General features: G+C 70.0%; 15 protein-coding genes. 11 read left to right on the plus strand and 4 right to left on the minus strand.

The annotated features are described in order from the left end of the window. Nucleotides 1-10 precede the first annotated feature (10 nt). Nucleotides 11-316: a WhiB family transcriptional regulator gene (locus B0F77_RS01230; RefSeq protein WP_051784712.1), complete on the minus strand. Its 306-nt coding sequence runs from the start codon at nt 314-316 to the stop codon at nt 11-13. 245 nt (nt 317-561) lie between these two features. Between B0F77_RS01230 and B0F77_RS01235 the strand changes: the two genes are divergently transcribed. Genes B0F77_RS01235 through B0F77_RS01250 form a run of 4 tightly spaced genes read left to right on the plus strand, consistent with a single transcriptional unit; the run spans nt 562 to nt 4,164 of the window. After that, complete coding sequence (locus B0F77_RS01235; protein ID WP_086660855.1) at nt 562-1,317, plus strand: site-2 protease family protein; 756 nt, start codon at nt 562-564, stop codon at nt 1,315-1,317. Nucleotides 1,318-1,350: 33 nt separating this feature from the next. Continuing rightward, nucleotides 1,351-2,325, plus strand: a complete 975-nt coding sequence (gene cofD / locus B0F77_RS01240) for a 2-phospho-L-lactate transferase (protein ID WP_086660856.1) — start codon at nt 1,351-1,353, stop codon at nt 2,323-2,325. After that, nucleotides 2,318-3,640 carry a coenzyme F420-0:L-glutamate ligase gene (locus B0F77_RS01245; protein ID WP_086660857.1) on the plus strand — a complete coding sequence of 441 codons (1,323 nt, stop codon included), beginning with the start codon at nt 2,318-2,320 and terminating at the stop codon, nt 3,638-3,640. Before cofD ends, B0F77_RS01245 begins: the two co-directional genes overlap by 8 nt. Next, nucleotides 3,637-4,164, plus strand: coding sequence for an NUDIX hydrolase (locus B0F77_RS01250; protein ID WP_086660858.1), 528 nt, complete (start codon nt 3,637-3,639; stop codon nt 4,162-4,164). Before B0F77_RS01245 ends, B0F77_RS01250 begins: the two co-directional genes overlap by 4 nt. Before the next feature lie 140 nt (nt 4,165-4,304). Here B0F77_RS01250 and B0F77_RS01255 read toward each other — a convergent pair whose 3' ends face one another. Beyond that, nucleotides 4,305-5,183 (minus strand): DNA-3-methyladenine glycosylase family protein, encoded by an 879-nt coding sequence (locus tag B0F77_RS01255; RefSeq protein ID WP_086660991.1) that lies wholly within the window; start codon nt 5,181-5,183, stop codon nt 4,305-4,307. A 75-nt stretch (nt 5,184-5,258) separates the two neighbouring features. After that, a complete protein-coding gene (manB, locus tag B0F77_RS01260) occupies nt 5,259-6,326 on the minus strand; it encodes a mannose-1-phosphate guanylyltransferase (protein ID WP_245847756.1) in 1,068 nt (355 codons plus the stop codon). A 101-nt stretch (nt 6,327-6,427) separates the two neighbouring features. On the opposite strand from manB, the gene B0F77_RS01265 reads away from it, so the two are divergent. Then, entirely contained in the window at nt 6,428-6,805 is a 378-nt protein-coding gene (locus tag B0F77_RS01265; RefSeq protein ID WP_086660860.1) for a hypothetical protein, read from the plus strand. Nucleotides 6,806-6,808: 3 nt separating this feature from the next. Here B0F77_RS01265 and B0F77_RS01270 read toward each other — a convergent pair whose 3' ends face one another. Next, nucleotides 6,809-7,729, minus strand: coding sequence for a glycosyltransferase family 2 protein (locus tag B0F77_RS01270; protein WP_245847757.1), 921 nt, complete (start codon nt 7,727-7,729; stop codon nt 6,809-6,811). A gap of 20 nt (nt 7,730-7,749) precedes the next feature. Here B0F77_RS01270 and B0F77_RS01275 point away from each other — a divergent pair, with 20 nt between their 5' ends. The 6 genes from B0F77_RS01275 (at nt 7,750) to B0F77_RS01300 (ending at nt 15,267) form a co-directional block, all read left to right on the plus strand. Then, complete coding sequence (locus B0F77_RS01275) at nt 7,750-8,721, plus strand: glycosyltransferase family 4 protein (RefSeq protein ID WP_086660861.1); 972 nt, start codon at nt 7,750-7,752, stop codon at nt 8,719-8,721. Between the two features lie 80 nt (nt 8,722-8,801). Beyond that, nucleotides 8,802-9,929: a glycosyltransferase family 4 protein gene (locus B0F77_RS01280; RefSeq protein ID WP_086660862.1), complete on the plus strand. Its 1,128-nt coding sequence runs from the start codon at nt 8,802-8,804 to the stop codon at nt 9,927-9,929. A gap of 14 nt (nt 9,930-9,943) precedes the next feature. Continuing rightward, on the plus strand, nt 9,944-10,792 hold the full coding sequence (locus B0F77_RS01285) for a glycosyltransferase family 2 protein (RefSeq protein ID WP_211293618.1): 849 nt from the start codon (nt 9,944-9,946) through the stop codon (nt 10,790-10,792). Nucleotides 10,793-11,150: 358 nt separating this feature from the next. Next, on the plus strand, nt 11,151-11,678 hold the full coding sequence (locus B0F77_RS01290) for a hypothetical protein (protein WP_086660864.1): 528 nt from the start codon (nt 11,151-11,153) through the stop codon (nt 11,676-11,678). A gap of 3 nt (nt 11,679-11,681) precedes the next feature. Beyond that, on the plus strand, nt 11,682-14,183 hold the full coding sequence (locus B0F77_RS01295; RefSeq protein WP_086660865.1) for a glycosyltransferase: 2,502 nt from the start codon (nt 11,682-11,684) through the stop codon (nt 14,181-14,183). Continuing rightward, entirely contained in the window at nt 14,176-15,267 is a 1,092-nt protein-coding gene (locus B0F77_RS01300) for a glycosyltransferase family 4 protein (RefSeq protein ID WP_086660866.1), read from the plus strand. The genes B0F77_RS01295 and B0F77_RS01300 overlap by 8 nt, the downstream gene beginning before the upstream one ends. The last annotated feature ends 98 nt before the right edge of the window (nt 15,268-15,365 follow it).

Below are 15,365 nucleotides of genomic sequence, written 5' to 3' on the forward strand. Positions count from 1 at the left end.
GATCACGCTTCTAGACGGCTCGCTTCTTCAGTTTGCGGCGTTCTCTCTCCGAGAGACCGCCCCAGATGCCGAAGCGTTCGTCGTGCTGGAGTGCGTACTCAAGGCACTCCGAACGCACCTCGCAGCCCAGGCAGATGCGCTTGGCCTCCCGCGTCGAACCACCCTTTTCGGGGAAGAACGCCTCGGGATCCGTCTGGGCGCACAGCGCGCGCTCCTGCCAGTCCTGCTCGTCGGCAGGGTCGAACAGGTACGACAGCTCGCCCTGCACGACCGGCTGCGTGACGTGATCTTCTTCGAGCTCTTCGAATTCCTGCATTTCGTCCGCCTCCTCGCCTTCCGCTCTCCCCGGTTGGCGGACGCCAGACGCCGTTCCCACAACGACGAATGACACCGATGTGATTACACCTGCGTCACAGCGGGCGGTCAAGCGGAGTCCACACGTCGGGGGATATTCGCGCGGATGGCCGCAAAAACCTTGACTGGCAGCACAGACAGTGATTCAGGTGTCGCAAAGGGTCCCCGAACAGCCCACAGCGCCAGCCGACACGCCACACTGGTGGGGTGAAGCGATCAGCGGTACGCCCCAGTCCACTGTTCCTCGGCCTGCTCGCGGCAACCGTCGCCGGCGGGGCCATCACCCTGCTCGAAGGCGACGTCGCCATCATCTCGGGCACCATCCTCTTCGTACTCGCCGGGTGGGCGGTGACGCTGTGCCTGCACGAGTTCGGGCACGCCGCCGTCGCGTACAAGGGCGGCGATTTTTCGGTACGCGACAAGGGTTATCTGACCCTCGACATCCGCCGTTACACCGACCCGGTGCTGAGCATCCTGCTGCCGCTGGTGCTGCTCGCGTTCGGCGGAATCCCGCTGCCGGGCGGCGCGGTGTGGATCAACCACCACGCGCTGCGGTCGAAGAAGATCGAGTCGTTGGTCTCACTCGCCGGACCGGTCATGAACCTCGTGATCGGCGTGCTGCTTGCGTTGATCGTCACACTGTTCTCGCCGCCGCTCGCGCTCGCCGGCGCGATTTCGTACCTGGCCTTGTTGCAGGTGATCGCGTTCGTGCTGAACATCCTGCCGATTCCCGGTCTGGACGGCTGGGGTGTTTTGGAACCGTTCATGTCGCCGCAGGCACAACAGTTCGGTGCGAAGGCACGGCCGTGGGCGCCGCTGATCCTGTTCGCCGTGCTGATCGGCTTCGCCGAGGTCAACAGGTTGTTCTTCCAGGCGGCGGCGACGGTGTTCGAGGCCGTCGGCGGCGACACGAGCGCGGCGGGTTCCGGCGTGGCCGCGTTCATGTTCTGGCGCTACCTGTAGGCACGCCGAGCCGCTGTGGAAGCATGGGACGGCGTGAAGGTCGTAGCACTGGTCGGCGGAGTCGGCGGCGCGAGGTTCCTGCAAGGGCTCAAGCAACTGGCACTGTCACATAAAGCATGGGAAGCCGACGTCACCGCGGTGGTGAACACCGGCGATGACGTGTGGATGCACGGGCTGCGCATCACCCCTGACCTCGACACCTGCATGTACACGCTGGGCGGTGGCATCGACACCGAACGCGGCTGGGGCCGCGCGGGTGAGTCGTGGACCGTCAAGGAGGAGCTGGCCGCGTACGGCGCCGAGCCGACGTGGTTCGGGCTCGGCGACCGGGACATCGCGACGCACCTGGTCCGCACCAGGATGCTGCGCGCGGGCTACCCGCTGTCGGCCGTGACCGAGGCGCTGTGCGACCGGTGGCAGCCGGGCGTGCGGCTGCTGCCGATGTCCGACGACCGGGTGGAGACGCACGTCGTCGTCGAGCTGGACGGCGAACCGAAGGCCATCCACTTCCAGGAGTGGTGGGTCAAGCACCGTGCGGCACTGCCCGCGCGGTCGTTCGCGTTCGTCGGTGCCGAGACCGCCACCGCCGGGCCTGGCGTGCTGGACGCGATCGCCGAGGCCGACGCCGTGGTGCTGGCCCCGTCGAACCCGGTCGTGAGCATCGGCACGATCCTGAACGTGCCCGGCGTGCGCGACGCGCTGCGCAAGACCGATGCGGGTGTCGTGGGCCTGTCCCCCATCATCGGCGGGAAACCGTTGCGGGGCATGGCGGACGCTTGTTTGGACGCGATCGGTGTGGAGACCTCCGCCGAGGCCGTCGGACGGCTCTACGGCTCCCGCAAGTGCTCGGAGGACGGCATTCTGGACGCGTGGCTGGTGCACACCGGCGACCGCGCCGACGTGCCCGGTGTCGCGGTTCGCGCGGTTCCGCTGCTGATGTCCGATGTGGACGCCACGGCGCAGATGGCCCGTGCCGCGCTGGAGCTGGCCGGAGTCGACGTTGACTGACCACGCCGCGGCGGCGCTCGAGCTGCTGCCGGTATCGGGGCTGCCGGAATTTCGCCCCGGCGACGACCTGGCCGGCGCGATCGCTGCCGCCGCGCCCTGGCTGCGCGACGGCGACGTGCTGGTCGTGACGTCCAAGATCCTGTCCAAAGTGGAGGGAAGGCTGGTTCGTGTTCCCGCCGACCTGGAGGAACGGGACCGGATCCGGCGCGAGCACGTCGACGCGGAGTCGGTGCGGGTGCTCGCCCGCAGGATGCGCACGCTGATCACCGAGAACAAGCTCGGCATCGTGCAGGCCGCGTCCGGGGTCGACGCCTCGAACGTGGCCGGCGACGAGATCGCGCTGCTCCCGGTCGACCCGGACGGATCGGCGGCGTCGCTGCGCCGCGCGTTGAAGAGCCTGCTCGGCGTCGAGATCGCCGTGGTCGTCACGGACACGATGGGCCGCGCGTGGCGGATCGGGCAGACCGACGCCGCGATCGGCTCGTCCGGCATCCGCGTGCTGCACGACTACGCGGGCTCGGTCGACCAGCACGGCAACGAGCTCGCGGTGACGATGGTCGCGATCGCCGACGAGATCGCGGCCGCCGCTGACCTGGTGAAGGGCAAGCTCGGCGCGGTGCCGGTGGCGGTGCTGCGCGGGTTCGAGGTGGTCGACGACGGTTCCACGGCGCGTGACCTCACCCGGCCGACCGAGGAGGACCTGTTCCGGCTCGGCACCGAGGAGGCGCTGGCCCAGGGCAGGGCCGAGGCCGTGCTGATGCGTCGATCTGTGCGGTTCTACTCCTCCGAACCGGTTGATCTAGCCGTGCTGAAGCGTGCGGTCGGTGCGGCGTTGACCGCGCCCGCGCCGCACCACACGAAGCCGCTGCGGTTCGTGCTGGTGCGGGAGAAGCGCTCGGAGTTGCTGCGGGCGATGCGCGAGCAGTGGACGGCCGATCTGCGCGGCGACGGGTTCACCGAGGAGCAGATCGAGCGCCGGCTGCGGCGGGGTGACCTGCTGGTCGAGGCGCCGGAGATCGTGGTGCCGTTCCTGGTCCGCGACGGGTCGCACGCGTATCCCGATCCGCGCAGGTCCGAGGCCGAGAAGACGATGTTCACGGTCGCCGGTGGCGCCGCCGTGCAGGGTCTGCTGGTGGCGCTGGCGGCCGAGGGCCTCGGCTCGTGCTGGGTGTCGTCGACGATCTTCTGCGCGGACGTCGTGCGTTCCGTGCTGGGTGTACCTGAGGACTGGGAGCCGCTGGGCGCCGTGGCGGTCGGGCACCCGACCGAGCCGCTGACGCCGCGCGAGCCGTTGGAAGGACTGATCGAGCTTTGACACTGCACGCCGACGCGGTCTCGACGCTGAGCCGATTCGCCGGACAGGACGCTTTGCGCGAGGCCTACCTGGGCTTCCTGGCGGCTCGTGAGGACGCCTGCCGGCGTTCTTGCGAGCCTGGGCACCTCACCGCCTCCGCTCTGGTCCTGGACGCCACCGGGGAGCACGCGTTGCTGACGCTGCACCCGCGGGTGGGCCGGTGGCTGCAGCTCGGCGGCCACTGCGAGCCGGAGGACGTGTCGCTGGCCGCGGCCGCGTTGCGCGAGGCGACCGAGGAGTCGGGCATGCGCGGGCTGCGCATCGAGCCGATGCCGATCCACCTCGACGTGCACCCGATCACGTGCTCGCTCGGCAAGCCGACGCGGCACTTCGACGTGCGGTTCCTGGTGCGCGCACCCGTTGGCGCGCAGCCGGTCCGCTCGGCCGAGTCGATCGACCTGCAGTGGTGGCCGCTGGACGGGTTGCCGGACAACGTGGACGACCTGCACCCGTTGATCGAAAGCGCTCTGGCCCGCCTCCGCTGACGGCTGCTGGCGTCTGCAAGTACCACCAACCCAACATCAACAGGCTCGTAACTACCCCCAACCTGTTCGGCGATCGCCGAACAGGTTGGGGGTAGTTACAGGTGCTTTGATCATGACTTGGTGGTACTTGCAGACGCCGTTCAAAGCTTGCGGTAGTCGCGGGGGGAGAACCTCGGGGCTCGGCGTGGGCGGCGCAGGCCCGCGGCCTCCACGTACATGACCGCGCGGTGACGCTGCGGCTTGTAGGGCGCCAGCAGCTCCATCATGCCGTCGTCATCGGTCGGCGTGCCGGTCAACGCCCAGCCGACGTTCTTCGCGACGTGGAAGTCGCCGACGCTGACGGCGTCCGGGTCGCCCCAGGACCGTTGCGCCACCTCGGCGGACGTCCACACGCCGATGCCGGGCACCTTTTCCAGCAACTCACGGCTGCGCATCTCGGCCGCCTTCTCCAGCCGGTGCGCGACCTGGGCGGCGTTGATCAACGTGCGTCTGCGCGCGCCGTCGAGCCCGCACTGGTGCCACTCCCAGTCCTGCAGGCCCAGCAACCTGTGCGGCGTCGGCGGAACCTTGAGTTTGAGCGGCCCCGGTGCGGGCTCGCCGAAGCGACGCCCCAGTTCGCGCCACGTCCGGAACGCCTCCGTGCCGGTGACCTTCTGCTCCAGGATCGAGGCGAACAGCAGGTCCCAAACCCGCCCGGTAGAGCCGAGCCGCAACCCCGGCCGTCGCCGCCGGGCCTCGGCGATCACGGGGTGGTGGGCGACGAACTCGTCCACCGGGTCGTCCGCGCCGAGCAGGGCGGGCAGGCCGTCCAGCAGCCACTGCCCGCCCTCACCCCACGCTTCGGCCTCCACGGTGTCGGTGCGCCGGATGTGGATCGTGCCGGGCCCGCACGGCGTGTTCGCCGCGAACCAGACGCCGCCCTCCGTGCTGAAGGACGGATCGCCTGGGCCTCGGCGCAGCGTGCCGAGGATCGCGCCGAGGTCCAGTGGGAACGGCGGTGTCCAGGACCTGGTGGGCATCTGGATCACCCGGCCCGCAGCGCAGCGGCCTGAGCGCCGCTCCCCAACCCGAGGAGCGGCGGTGTCCACACTCTCCTAAGCATCCGTCGAGAAGCGCACGCCGGCCTCGGGCAGCACCACGCCCGGCCAGACCCGCGCTCCACCGATGAGCTCGCAACGCGCGCCGATCACGGCCGAGTCGCCGACCACCGCGTCCCGCAGCACCGCGCCGGCCTGCACCAGCGCGCCCGCGCCGACGATCGAGCGCTCCACGACCGCGTTCTCGCCGACGACCGCGCCGTCGAACAGGATCGCGCCGTCGAGCACCGCGCCTTCCGCCACCGTGCACTGAGCACCGACGACCGAGCCGCCGCGGACCGTCGCACCCTCGTGCACCGCGGAGCCTTCGAGCACCAGGAAGTCGCCGGGCTGTGCGACGGCGGCCGAGGGTGCGACGCCCCGGACCAGGTCCGCCGAGCCCTGCACGAACGCCTCTGGCTTGCCCAGGTCGAGCCAGTACGTGGCGTCGACGTGGCCCTGCAACCTGCGCCCCGCCTCCAGCAGGCCGGGGAACGTCTCGCGCTCCACCGACACCGGGCGACCGGCGGGGATGGCGTCGATCACCTCGCGCCGGAAGACGTAGCAACCGGCGTTGATCTGGTCGGTCGGCGGGTTCTCGGTCTTCTCCAGGAACGCCTGCACGCGGCCCTCGTCGTCGGTCGGCACGCAGCCGAACGCCCGCGGGTCGGCCACCTTCACCAGGTGCAGCGTGACGTCCGCCTCGTGCTTGCGGTGCGTGTCGACGATGCCCGTCAGGTCGACCCCCGAAAGGATGTCGCCGTTGAAGACCATCACGTCGGGTTCGCGCAGTTTGTCGGCCACGTTGCGGATCGCGCCGGCGGTGTCGAGCGGAACCTCCTCGACCACGTACTCGAGTTCGAGGCCGAGCCTCGAACCGTCACCGAAGTACTCCTCGAACACCTCGGCCTTGTAGGAAGTGCCGAGCACCACGTGAGTGATGCCGGCCTCCTTGATCCTCGACAGCAGGTGCGTCAAAAATGGCACCCCCGCGGTCGGGAGCATGGGTTTGGGAGCGGACAGGGTCAGCGGGCGAAGACGGGTGCCCTTGCCCCCGACCAGCACCACAGCTTCGACGCCGTGCACCTTTTTCCTCCTCCGCGTTACGGCAAGCCGTTCGACGGAATACTCTGACACGAAGCAGATCGTCATACGGGATCTGGTCCCGGCAAGGAGCTAAATCCGACATGGACCCCCGCGACCGGGCCGACGCCATGCTTGCCCGCGCCCGCGCACGTGGGCGGCACATCGTGACGCCGGACAACATGACGTCCCCGATGGACGCGTCCGACACCCAGCAGGTCCCTCGCACGCTGGTCAACGCCATGGACCCGCGCCGCGACCCGGACTCGACGATGATCCTCAGCCCCCACCAGATGGGGCAGCAGGCAGCACCCCGGCCGCCGCAGCAGCAGCCCATGCCGACCCAGCCGATGCCGGTGCAGGCGGGCCCGGTGGATGACGCGGAGATCACTCAGGTCGTGCAGCCGGGTGTGATCCCGACCGTGTCCAACCACCAGCAGACGCGGGGCTCGCTTTCGCAGCGCCTCAGCGGAGACATGTAGAGGTCAGCGACCGGCCCACTCGCGCCACACGACCCCGCGGGCGATCTTCGCGCGGGTGCCGATCACGAGCCGTTGCACGAGCGTCGCGGGCATCCTGATCAGGATCTCGCCGAGCACCCGCAGCCGCAGCCGCAGCCTGAAGTTGGCCGCGTCCGGAACGTCCTTGCGCACCGGCAGCAGCGTGGTGATCGCCACAAATCGCGCCAGTTCGCGCACCGCCACCGAAAAGGGAGCGCACCGCAGCAGCATGAGCAGCCGGTTGCGCTCGTTCCAGCGGTGGAACAGCGTCGAACCCGGCCGCGTGCTGGCGCCGTGCCGATGCCGCACCCGCGCCGGTCCGACGGAGATCACCCGGTGCCCGGCCAGCCGCAACCGCCAGGCCGTGTCGGTGTCCTCGTAGTAGCAGAAGAAGCCGGCCGGTACGCCGCCGGCAGCGCGCAGCTCGGACGTCCGCATCAGCGCGGCACCACCGCAGAACCCGAACACCTCACGACCGGCGAGCACCACGTCCTTGCCGTGGCCGTCCGCGGTCAGGGCCACGCCGACGGACTGCGTCGAGCCGTCCGTGAGCAGGATCGACGACGTCGCGGCCGCCGCACCGGGGTCGGCTTCGAGAGCGCTCTCCAGCTCGGCCAGCCAGGACGGGTCCGGCACCGCGTCGTCGTTGAGCCACGCGACGTACGGGGTGTCGACCTGGTCGAGAACGGCGGCGAGCCCGCCCGCGTAACCGAGGTTGCGCGGCAGCCGGACGACGTCATGTCCGCCGGAGTGTCCGCTGATCAGCGCGGCTGTGCCGTCGTCGGACGCGTTGTCGACGACGATCGTCCGATGTGGACTCTTCTGGGCCGAGAGGGCGTCCAGGCACGCCGTGATGTGGTCACGGCCGCGCCACGTCACGACCACCACGGTGCTGAGTGCCGACACGGCGTGAGACGGTACGCGACGTGCCCGAGCTAGTAGTGCTGACCGAGCAACTCAACGCACCCGTCCCCGGCGGCACCGGCCGCTACACGGCGGAACTGCTCAAGGCGTTGGCCCAGACCGCGCCGGACGGCTGGTCCGTGACCACCGCCGCGACCGCCGGCGCGGACCGCGTGATCAGGGTGCCGCGCCGGGTCCTGGTGGCGTTGTGGGAACGCGGGCTCCCGCCGAAGCTCGGCCGGCACGTGCACGCCCCGACGCCGCTCGCCCCGCTGCCGGGCGCGGTCGTCACGGTGCACGACGTCGTTCCGTGGACGCACCCGGAAACGCTGACGCCGCGCGGGGTCGCGTGGCATCGCAAGGTCATCTCGAACGCTGCCCGGCAGGCACGGGCGTTGGTGGTGCCGACGCAGGCCGTGGCCGATCAACTGAGCGTGCATGTGCGGGTAGAAGTTCCGGTGCACGTGGTGCCCAACGGCGTCACGAAGCTCGTGGGCGGCAAACCCGGCGATCTTCCCGGACGGTACGTGCTCGCCATCGGCACGATCGAGCCGCGCAAGGGCTTCGACCTGTTGGTGCGGGCCACCGAACGGCTGAAGGTCCCGCTGGTCGTGATCGGGCCGCAGGGCTGGGGAAACGTCGACCTGCGGGCCAAGCACGTCACGTTGCTCGGCAAGGTGTCCGACGACCGGCTCGCCTCGGTGCTGGCCGGCGCGACGGTGCTCGCCGCACCCAGCCTGGCCGAGGGGTTCGGGCTGCCGATGCTCGAAGCGATGGCAGCGGGAGTGCCCGTCGTGCACTCCGACGACCCGGCTCTGGTGGAGGTCGCGGGCGGTGCTGGAACCGTCATCCGGCGGGGAGATCTGGCGTCGTTGACGGAAGGTTTGCGTGCCGTCCTGGCGGATCCTGGTCACACCGTCGAGGCCGGGATCACTCGCGCGAGTGAGTTCACCTGGGAAAAGACTGCGCGGGGTGTCTGGGACACACACGCTTAACGATCGGATTAGCGCATTCCTGCTTAACGCATTAGCAAATGACATTACGCTAGCTGATCGTGCCGACTGTCGAACCCAGCGTGCTGATCGACGCCACCGCGGTTCCCGCAGACCGAGGTGGCGTCGGCCGTTACGTGGATTCGCTGGTCGCGGCGCTGGACGCGGACGGCGCCAGGCTGTCCGTCGTGTGTCAGCCCCGCGACGTGGACCTGTTCACCAAGATCGCGCCGAACACCCGGATCGTGCGGGCCGCCGACGCCGTCGCCACCAGGACCGCGCGGCTGGCCTGGGAGCAGACGACGTTGCCGAGGCTGGTGCGGACCATGGGCATCGACGTCGTGCACTCGCCGCACTACACACTTCCGTTGGCCAGCAAGGCAGCGTCCGTCGTGACGCTGCACGACGCCACGTTCTTCACCGACCCCGTGCTGCACTCGTCGGTGAAGGCGCGCTTCTTCCGCACGTGGACGCGTGCCTCGCTGAAGCGCGCCGAACTGTGCGTGGTGCCGTCCCAGGCGACCGCGGACGAACTGGTGCGCGTCGCCGGAGCGGAGAGACGGGTGCTGCACATCGCGCAGCACGGCGTCGACACCGAGCGGTTCCACCCGCCGTCACCGGACGAGATCATGGCGGTGCGGACGACGTTGTCGTTGGGGGACACGCCTTACGTGGCGTTCCTCGGCGCGTTGGAACCGCGCAAGAACGTCCCGGCGCTGATCCGCGGATTCGCCCAGGCCATGGTCGGGCGCGCGAACCCGCCCGCGCTGGTGCTCGCCGGTCAGCCCGGCTGGGACAGCCAGGTCGAGCGGGCGCTCGACTCCGTCCCGCACCGCATCCGCGTGATCCGGGCGGGCTACCTGCCGTTCGAACAGCTCGCCGGCTTCCTCGGCGGCGCCGAGATGGTCGCCTACCCGTCGCTCGGCGAGGGCTTCGGCCTGCCGGTGCTCGAGGCCATGGCGTGCGGCGCCTGCGTGCTCACCACCCGAAGACTGTCGCTGCCGGAGGTCGGTGGTGAGGCGGTCGCGTACTGCGGTGTCGGAGCGGGGGACATCGCGGCCGCGATCGCCGATCTTTTGGACGACCCGGCCCGTCGCGCGGCCCTCGCCGCGTCGGGCCAGCAGCGTGCGAAGGACTTCTCCTGGGCGGTCAGCGCGGACCGGCACCGGCTGGCGTACGAGAGGGCGGCGCTGGTGCGTCGCCGCCGCTGACTACTGTGACGCGCGTGAACTACGGCGACGGACTTGGTGTCGTGACGGTCACGTACTCGCCGGGCGAGACGCTGGAACCGTTCGTGGACACCCTCGCGAAGGCGACCACCCGCTCGGTGCAGGTGATCCTCGCCGACAACGGTTCCACCGACGGCGTGCCCGAGAAGGTCGCGGCAGAACGGCAGCACGTCACGTTCGTGCCGACCGGGGGCAACCTCGGCTACGGCGGCGGGGCGAACCGCGGGGTCGCGGCGCTGGGCCAGGACGTCGGCTGGGTGCTGATCTCCAATCCGGACATCGAGTTCGCCCCCGGCAGCATCGACACGATGATCGAGGCCGCCGCCCGCTGGCCGCGCGGCGGGATGTTCGGGCCGCTGATCCGCGAACCCAACGGCGAGGTCTACCCGTCGGCCCGGCTGCTGCCGTCGATCGGCCGTGGTGTCGGGCACGCGCTGTTCGGCGCGGTGTGGAAGTCGAACCCGTGGACGAAGGCGTACCGGCAGGAGAAGGCGCCGGTCGAGCGGACCGCCGGGTGGCTGTCCGGCAGCTGCTTCCTGATGCGGCGCGAGGCGTTCGACTCGGTCAAGGGCTTCGACGAGCGCTACTTCATGTACTTCGAGGACGTGGACCTCGGTGAGCGGGTCGGCAAGGCCGGCTGGCAGAACGTCTACGTGCCGGACGCCGAGGTCACGCACATCGGCGGGCACTCCACCGCGCGGTCTTCCGACCGGATGCTGCGCGAACACCACCGCAGCGCGTACCGGTACCTGGCCGACCGGCACCAGGGCGTGCTGTGGGCGCCGTTCCGGGTGCTGCTCAAGGCCGGGCTGACGTTGCGGGTGAAGCTCCTGACTCGGGGGTAGCGCCGCCGTCGCGCAGCCCGCAGCCGCCGTCCCCATGCTGCGCCGCACGCGGGGACCTTTCGTACTCGCATACGACACGAAAGCTCCCCGCGTGCACTCCAGAACGGCGGATTCGCCGACCCGTCGACTGCGAGCGAGCCGCCTGCCACACGCGCGTCGAAGTGCACGCGGGGAGCTTTCGTGCACTCTGACGGCACGAAAGGACCCCGCGTGCGCGGCAGGAACGCGGGGGGGTGATTCGGTGGGCCGGGCCTCTGGAACCGTTCCCGGTCGCAGGCGTCCTGATAGCGATGAAGCTCCTCGTTCCGATCGCTCTGGCCGTGCGCGGGCGGCCATGAGGCGACCGATACCACTCATAGTGATCGGGCTCGCCGCGATCGCCGCCGCGGTCGTGCTGGGCGCGGTCGTGCCCGAGGGCTACCAGCTCGCGGTGCTGGTGCCCTCCTGCCTGCTCTCCTTCGCGTTCGCGTGGGGCGTCGGCAAGCTCGGCCCCGCGTGGCTGGTGCTGCCCGCGTTGATGGTCGCGATCCCCGGAACCGCGGTGCTGGTCGGCGACGGTCACCGCGCGTTGATGGACCTGCTCGGCACCCGCGAGACGTGCGTGATCAAGAGCGTCGAGGAGCTGCCGGGACCGGACAACCCGGCGTACGCCCACCACATCACCTGCCCCGACGGCGCCGAGCTGCGGATCGTGGTGCTGGGCGAGCCGGACAAGCGAATGCAGCCTGGTCCGGCCACGCTGCTGCGGCATCCGGTCATGCGGCCGTTGCTCGCCGACCGCAACGACTGGTCCGGCGAGTGGGTCTTCGGAGTGCCGATCGCCATCCTGATGCTGCTGATCTGTGCAACCACACTGCGGGCGCGCAGAGTGATGAGGCAGGCTTAGCGCGTGGATCGAGCCTCACTGCCCGTCGTCTCCGTCGTCGTCGTCAACTACCGCGGCGCGGAGGACACCGTCACCTGTGTGCGCGGCCTGGCCGAGGTCGACTACCCCACCGAGCTGTTGCAGGTGATCGTCGTCGACAACGAGGCGCACGACACCGCACGCCTGAAGTCGGAGCTGTCGGGCCTGCCCGGCGTCAAGATCGTCTCGGACGACCGGAACCTGGGCTTCGCGGGCGGCTGCAACCTCGGTGTCGAGTTCGCCACGGGTGACGTGCTCGCGTTCCTGAACAACGACGCGCGGCCGGACCGGAACTGGATCAGGGCAGCGATCAGGGTCTTCCACGCCGAGCCGTCCGTCGGCGCGGTGGCGAGCAAGGTGCTGGACTGGGACGGCAAGAAGATCGACTTCGTCGACGGCGGCCTGACCTGGTTCGGCATGGGCTACAAGCGGCACGTCGGCAAGGTCGACGACGGCAGCCACGACGCCCCGCGCGACGTGTTGTTCGGCACCGGCTCGGCGTTGTTCGTGCGGACGGCGCTGTACCGCGAGCTCGGCGGGTTCGACGCGCGGTTCTTCATGTTCTACGAGGACGTCGACCTCGGCTGGCGGCTGAACCTGCGCGGCTGGCGGGTCCGCTACGAGCCGGCGTCGCTCACGTTCCACCGCCACCACGCGTCGATGAGCTCGATCGATCACAGCCGCGAGCTGTACCTGTTGGAGCGCAACGCACTCGCGACGCTCTACAAGAACTTCTCCGACGAGACGCTCGCTCGCGTACTGCCCGCCGCCTTAGCTCTGGTGGTGCGCCGGGCGACGGCGCGCGGCGACATCGACGCCCGGCAGCTGGAGATCACGCGGCGGCCAGCGGACCCGGCAGAGGACCGGGCGCCCGCCGAGATCCCGCGCGGGTCGCTGGCCGGGTTCCTCGCGATCGACCAGTTCGTCGAGATGATGCCGGAACTGGCCGAGTCGCGGCGGATCGAGCAGGCGTCACGGCGGATGTCGGACGTCGACCTGGTTCCGTTGATGCGCAAGGCGTTGGAGCCCGCGTACGACATCGGGCGCTACATCGTGGCGCACGACATCCTGGTCGAGGCGCTCGGCATCGACGAGGTGTTCGGCAAGCCGCGCAAGATCCTGGTGATCACCGGTGACGCGATCTCCGAGCGGATGGCCGGTCCGGCGATCCGCGCGTGGCACATGGCGGACGTGCTGTCCGGCGAGCACGAGGTGCGGCTGATCACGACGAACCCGTTGTGCGACCCGCCGGACGCGCCGTTCGTCATCGAGGGCGTGAAGCTCAAGCAGCTGCCGGAGAACGTCCGCTGGGCCGACGTGATCGTGCTGCAGGGCCACGCGCTGGAGATGGCCGCGGAACTCAAGCAGCCCGGTTCCACCAAGATCGTGGTCTGCGACATCTACGACCCGATGCACCTGGAGCTGCTGGAGCAGGGCAAGGACGACAGCGACGAGAAGCGCGCCGCCGACCTGAAGAGCGTCACGCGGGTGCTGACGAACCAGCTGGAGCGCGGCGACTTCTTCCTGTGCGCGTCGGAACGGCAGCGGCACTTCTGGCTCGGCCACCTGGCCGCGCTGGGCCGGTTGACGCCGACGTTGTACGACAACGACCCCACGACCCAGTCGCTGCTCGGGATCGTCCCCTTCGGACTGTCGGGCAAGCCGCCGCAGCGGACCGGTCCGGCGATCAAGGGGGTCGTGCCCGGTGTCACGGACGCCGACAAGGTCGTGATCTGGGCCGGTGGCGTGTACTCGTGGTTCGACCCGCTGTCGTTGATCAAGGCGATGGACCACCTGCGGCAGCGGCAGCCGTCCGCGAAGCTGTACTTCCTGGGCATGAAGCACCCGAACCCCGAGGTCCCGGACATGGACATCGCCGGCCAGACGCGGGCACTGTCCGCCGCGTTGGGGCTGACCGGCGAGCACGTGTTCTTCAACGACGGGTGGGTGCCCTACACCGAGCGGCAGAACTGGCTGCTCGACGCGAACTGCGGTGTCACCACGCACTACGAGCACGTGGAGACCACGTTCGCGTTCCGCACACGGGTGCTCGACTACCTGTGGGCGGGGCTGCCGATCGTCACCACGTCCGGCGACTCGTTCGCGGATCTGGTGCTGCGCGAAGGTTTGGGCGTCGTGGTGCCGCCGGAGGACCCGGAGGCACTGGCCGACGCGCTGGAGAAGGTGCTCTACGACGAGGAGTTCGCGGCCGCGTGCCGTGAGCGCATCGCCGTCGTCCGTGAAAGGTTCACCTGGGAGACGGCGCTCGCGCCGCTGGCGGAGTTCTGCCGCAACCCGAGGCCTGCCGCGGACCGTCTGTCGGGTTCCTCGCTGCTGGTGCGCGCACCAGGGCTGAGCACGACGGACAAGGTGAAGCGGGACCTGCGGCTGGTGCGCGAGTACCTGGACGCCGGTGGCCCGACCGAGTTGGCCAAGCGGGCGACGGGGCGTCTGCGCAAGATTGCGCGTGGTGGCAAGCATGGCTAGATCCCCCAGACCGCTGTCGGTACTGCTCGACGGCACACCCCTGCTCGGACATCGCACCGGAATCGGCCGCTACACAGCGGCTTTGGCCGAAGAACTGGCTTCCATGCCGGAGGAGGCCGACGTACGGGCGGTGGCATTCACTTTGCGCGGCTGGCGCGCGTTGCGGACGGTGTTGCCGCACGACGTCACCGCGCGTGGCCTGCCCGTCGCGGCGCGGGCGTTGCGGCAGATGTGGCTGCGTGCCCCGTTCCCGCCGGTCGAGATGCTGGCCGGGTTCTCCGACGTCATGCACGGCACGAACTTCGTGCTGCCGCCGACGTTGCGGGCGGGCAAGGTGGTCACGATCCACGACCTGGCGTTCCTGGACGCACCCGGCGACCTGCCGCCGTCCGACCGTCGGTTGCCCGAGCTGGTGCGGTTGTCTGCCCAGCGCGCGGACGTGATCTGCACACCGACGGCGGCGGTGGCCACGGTGGTGGCGGACCGGTTCGCGGTGCCGCTGGAGAAGATCGTCGTGACGCCGCTCGGGGTCGATCCGGCGTGGTTCGCGTCGCGGGCGCCGTCGGCCACCTTGCGCGGCCGGCTGGGGTTGCCGTCGGAGTACCTGCTGTTCGTGGGTGCGGACGGGCCGCGCAAGGGCCTCGAGTACCTCACCAAGGCACACGCGTCCGATCCTTCGTTGCCACCGCTGGTGATCGTGGGACCCGGTCGGTCCGGTGTGGACGGTCGGGTGCTGCGGACCGGCTACCTGTCGGACGTGCATCTGCGGTCCGTGGTGGCCGGGGCCACGGCCCTGGTGCTGCCCTCGCGGGACGAGGGTTTCGGTCTGCCGGTGCTGGAGGCGTTGGCGTGCAACGTCCCCGTGGTGTGTTCGGACGTGCCCGCGTTGCGCGAGGTCGCCGGTGGGCACGCGCTGCACGTGCCGGTCGGGGACGTCGAGGCACTGGCCGATGGGCTGGCTCAGGCCGTTGCGGCGCCCAAGACCCCGGAGGCCCAGTCCGAACGGCGAGCGCGCGCCGCCGAGTTCACCTGGCGGCGGTGCGCGGAGAAGACGGTCGAGGCTTACCGGCGGAGCAGGGCGTGACGAGCGTCTGCAAGTACCACCAACGCGCCTGTTGGTAGTACTTGCAGACGCCCCAACGACTTCACCGAGAGCGCGGCCTCGGCGAGCGCCTGTCGAGC

The organism is Lentzea kentuckyensis, from assembly GCF_002150765.1.
Lineage (GTDB): Bacteria > Actinomycetota > Actinomycetes > Mycobacteriales > Pseudonocardiaceae > Lentzea > Lentzea kentuckyensis.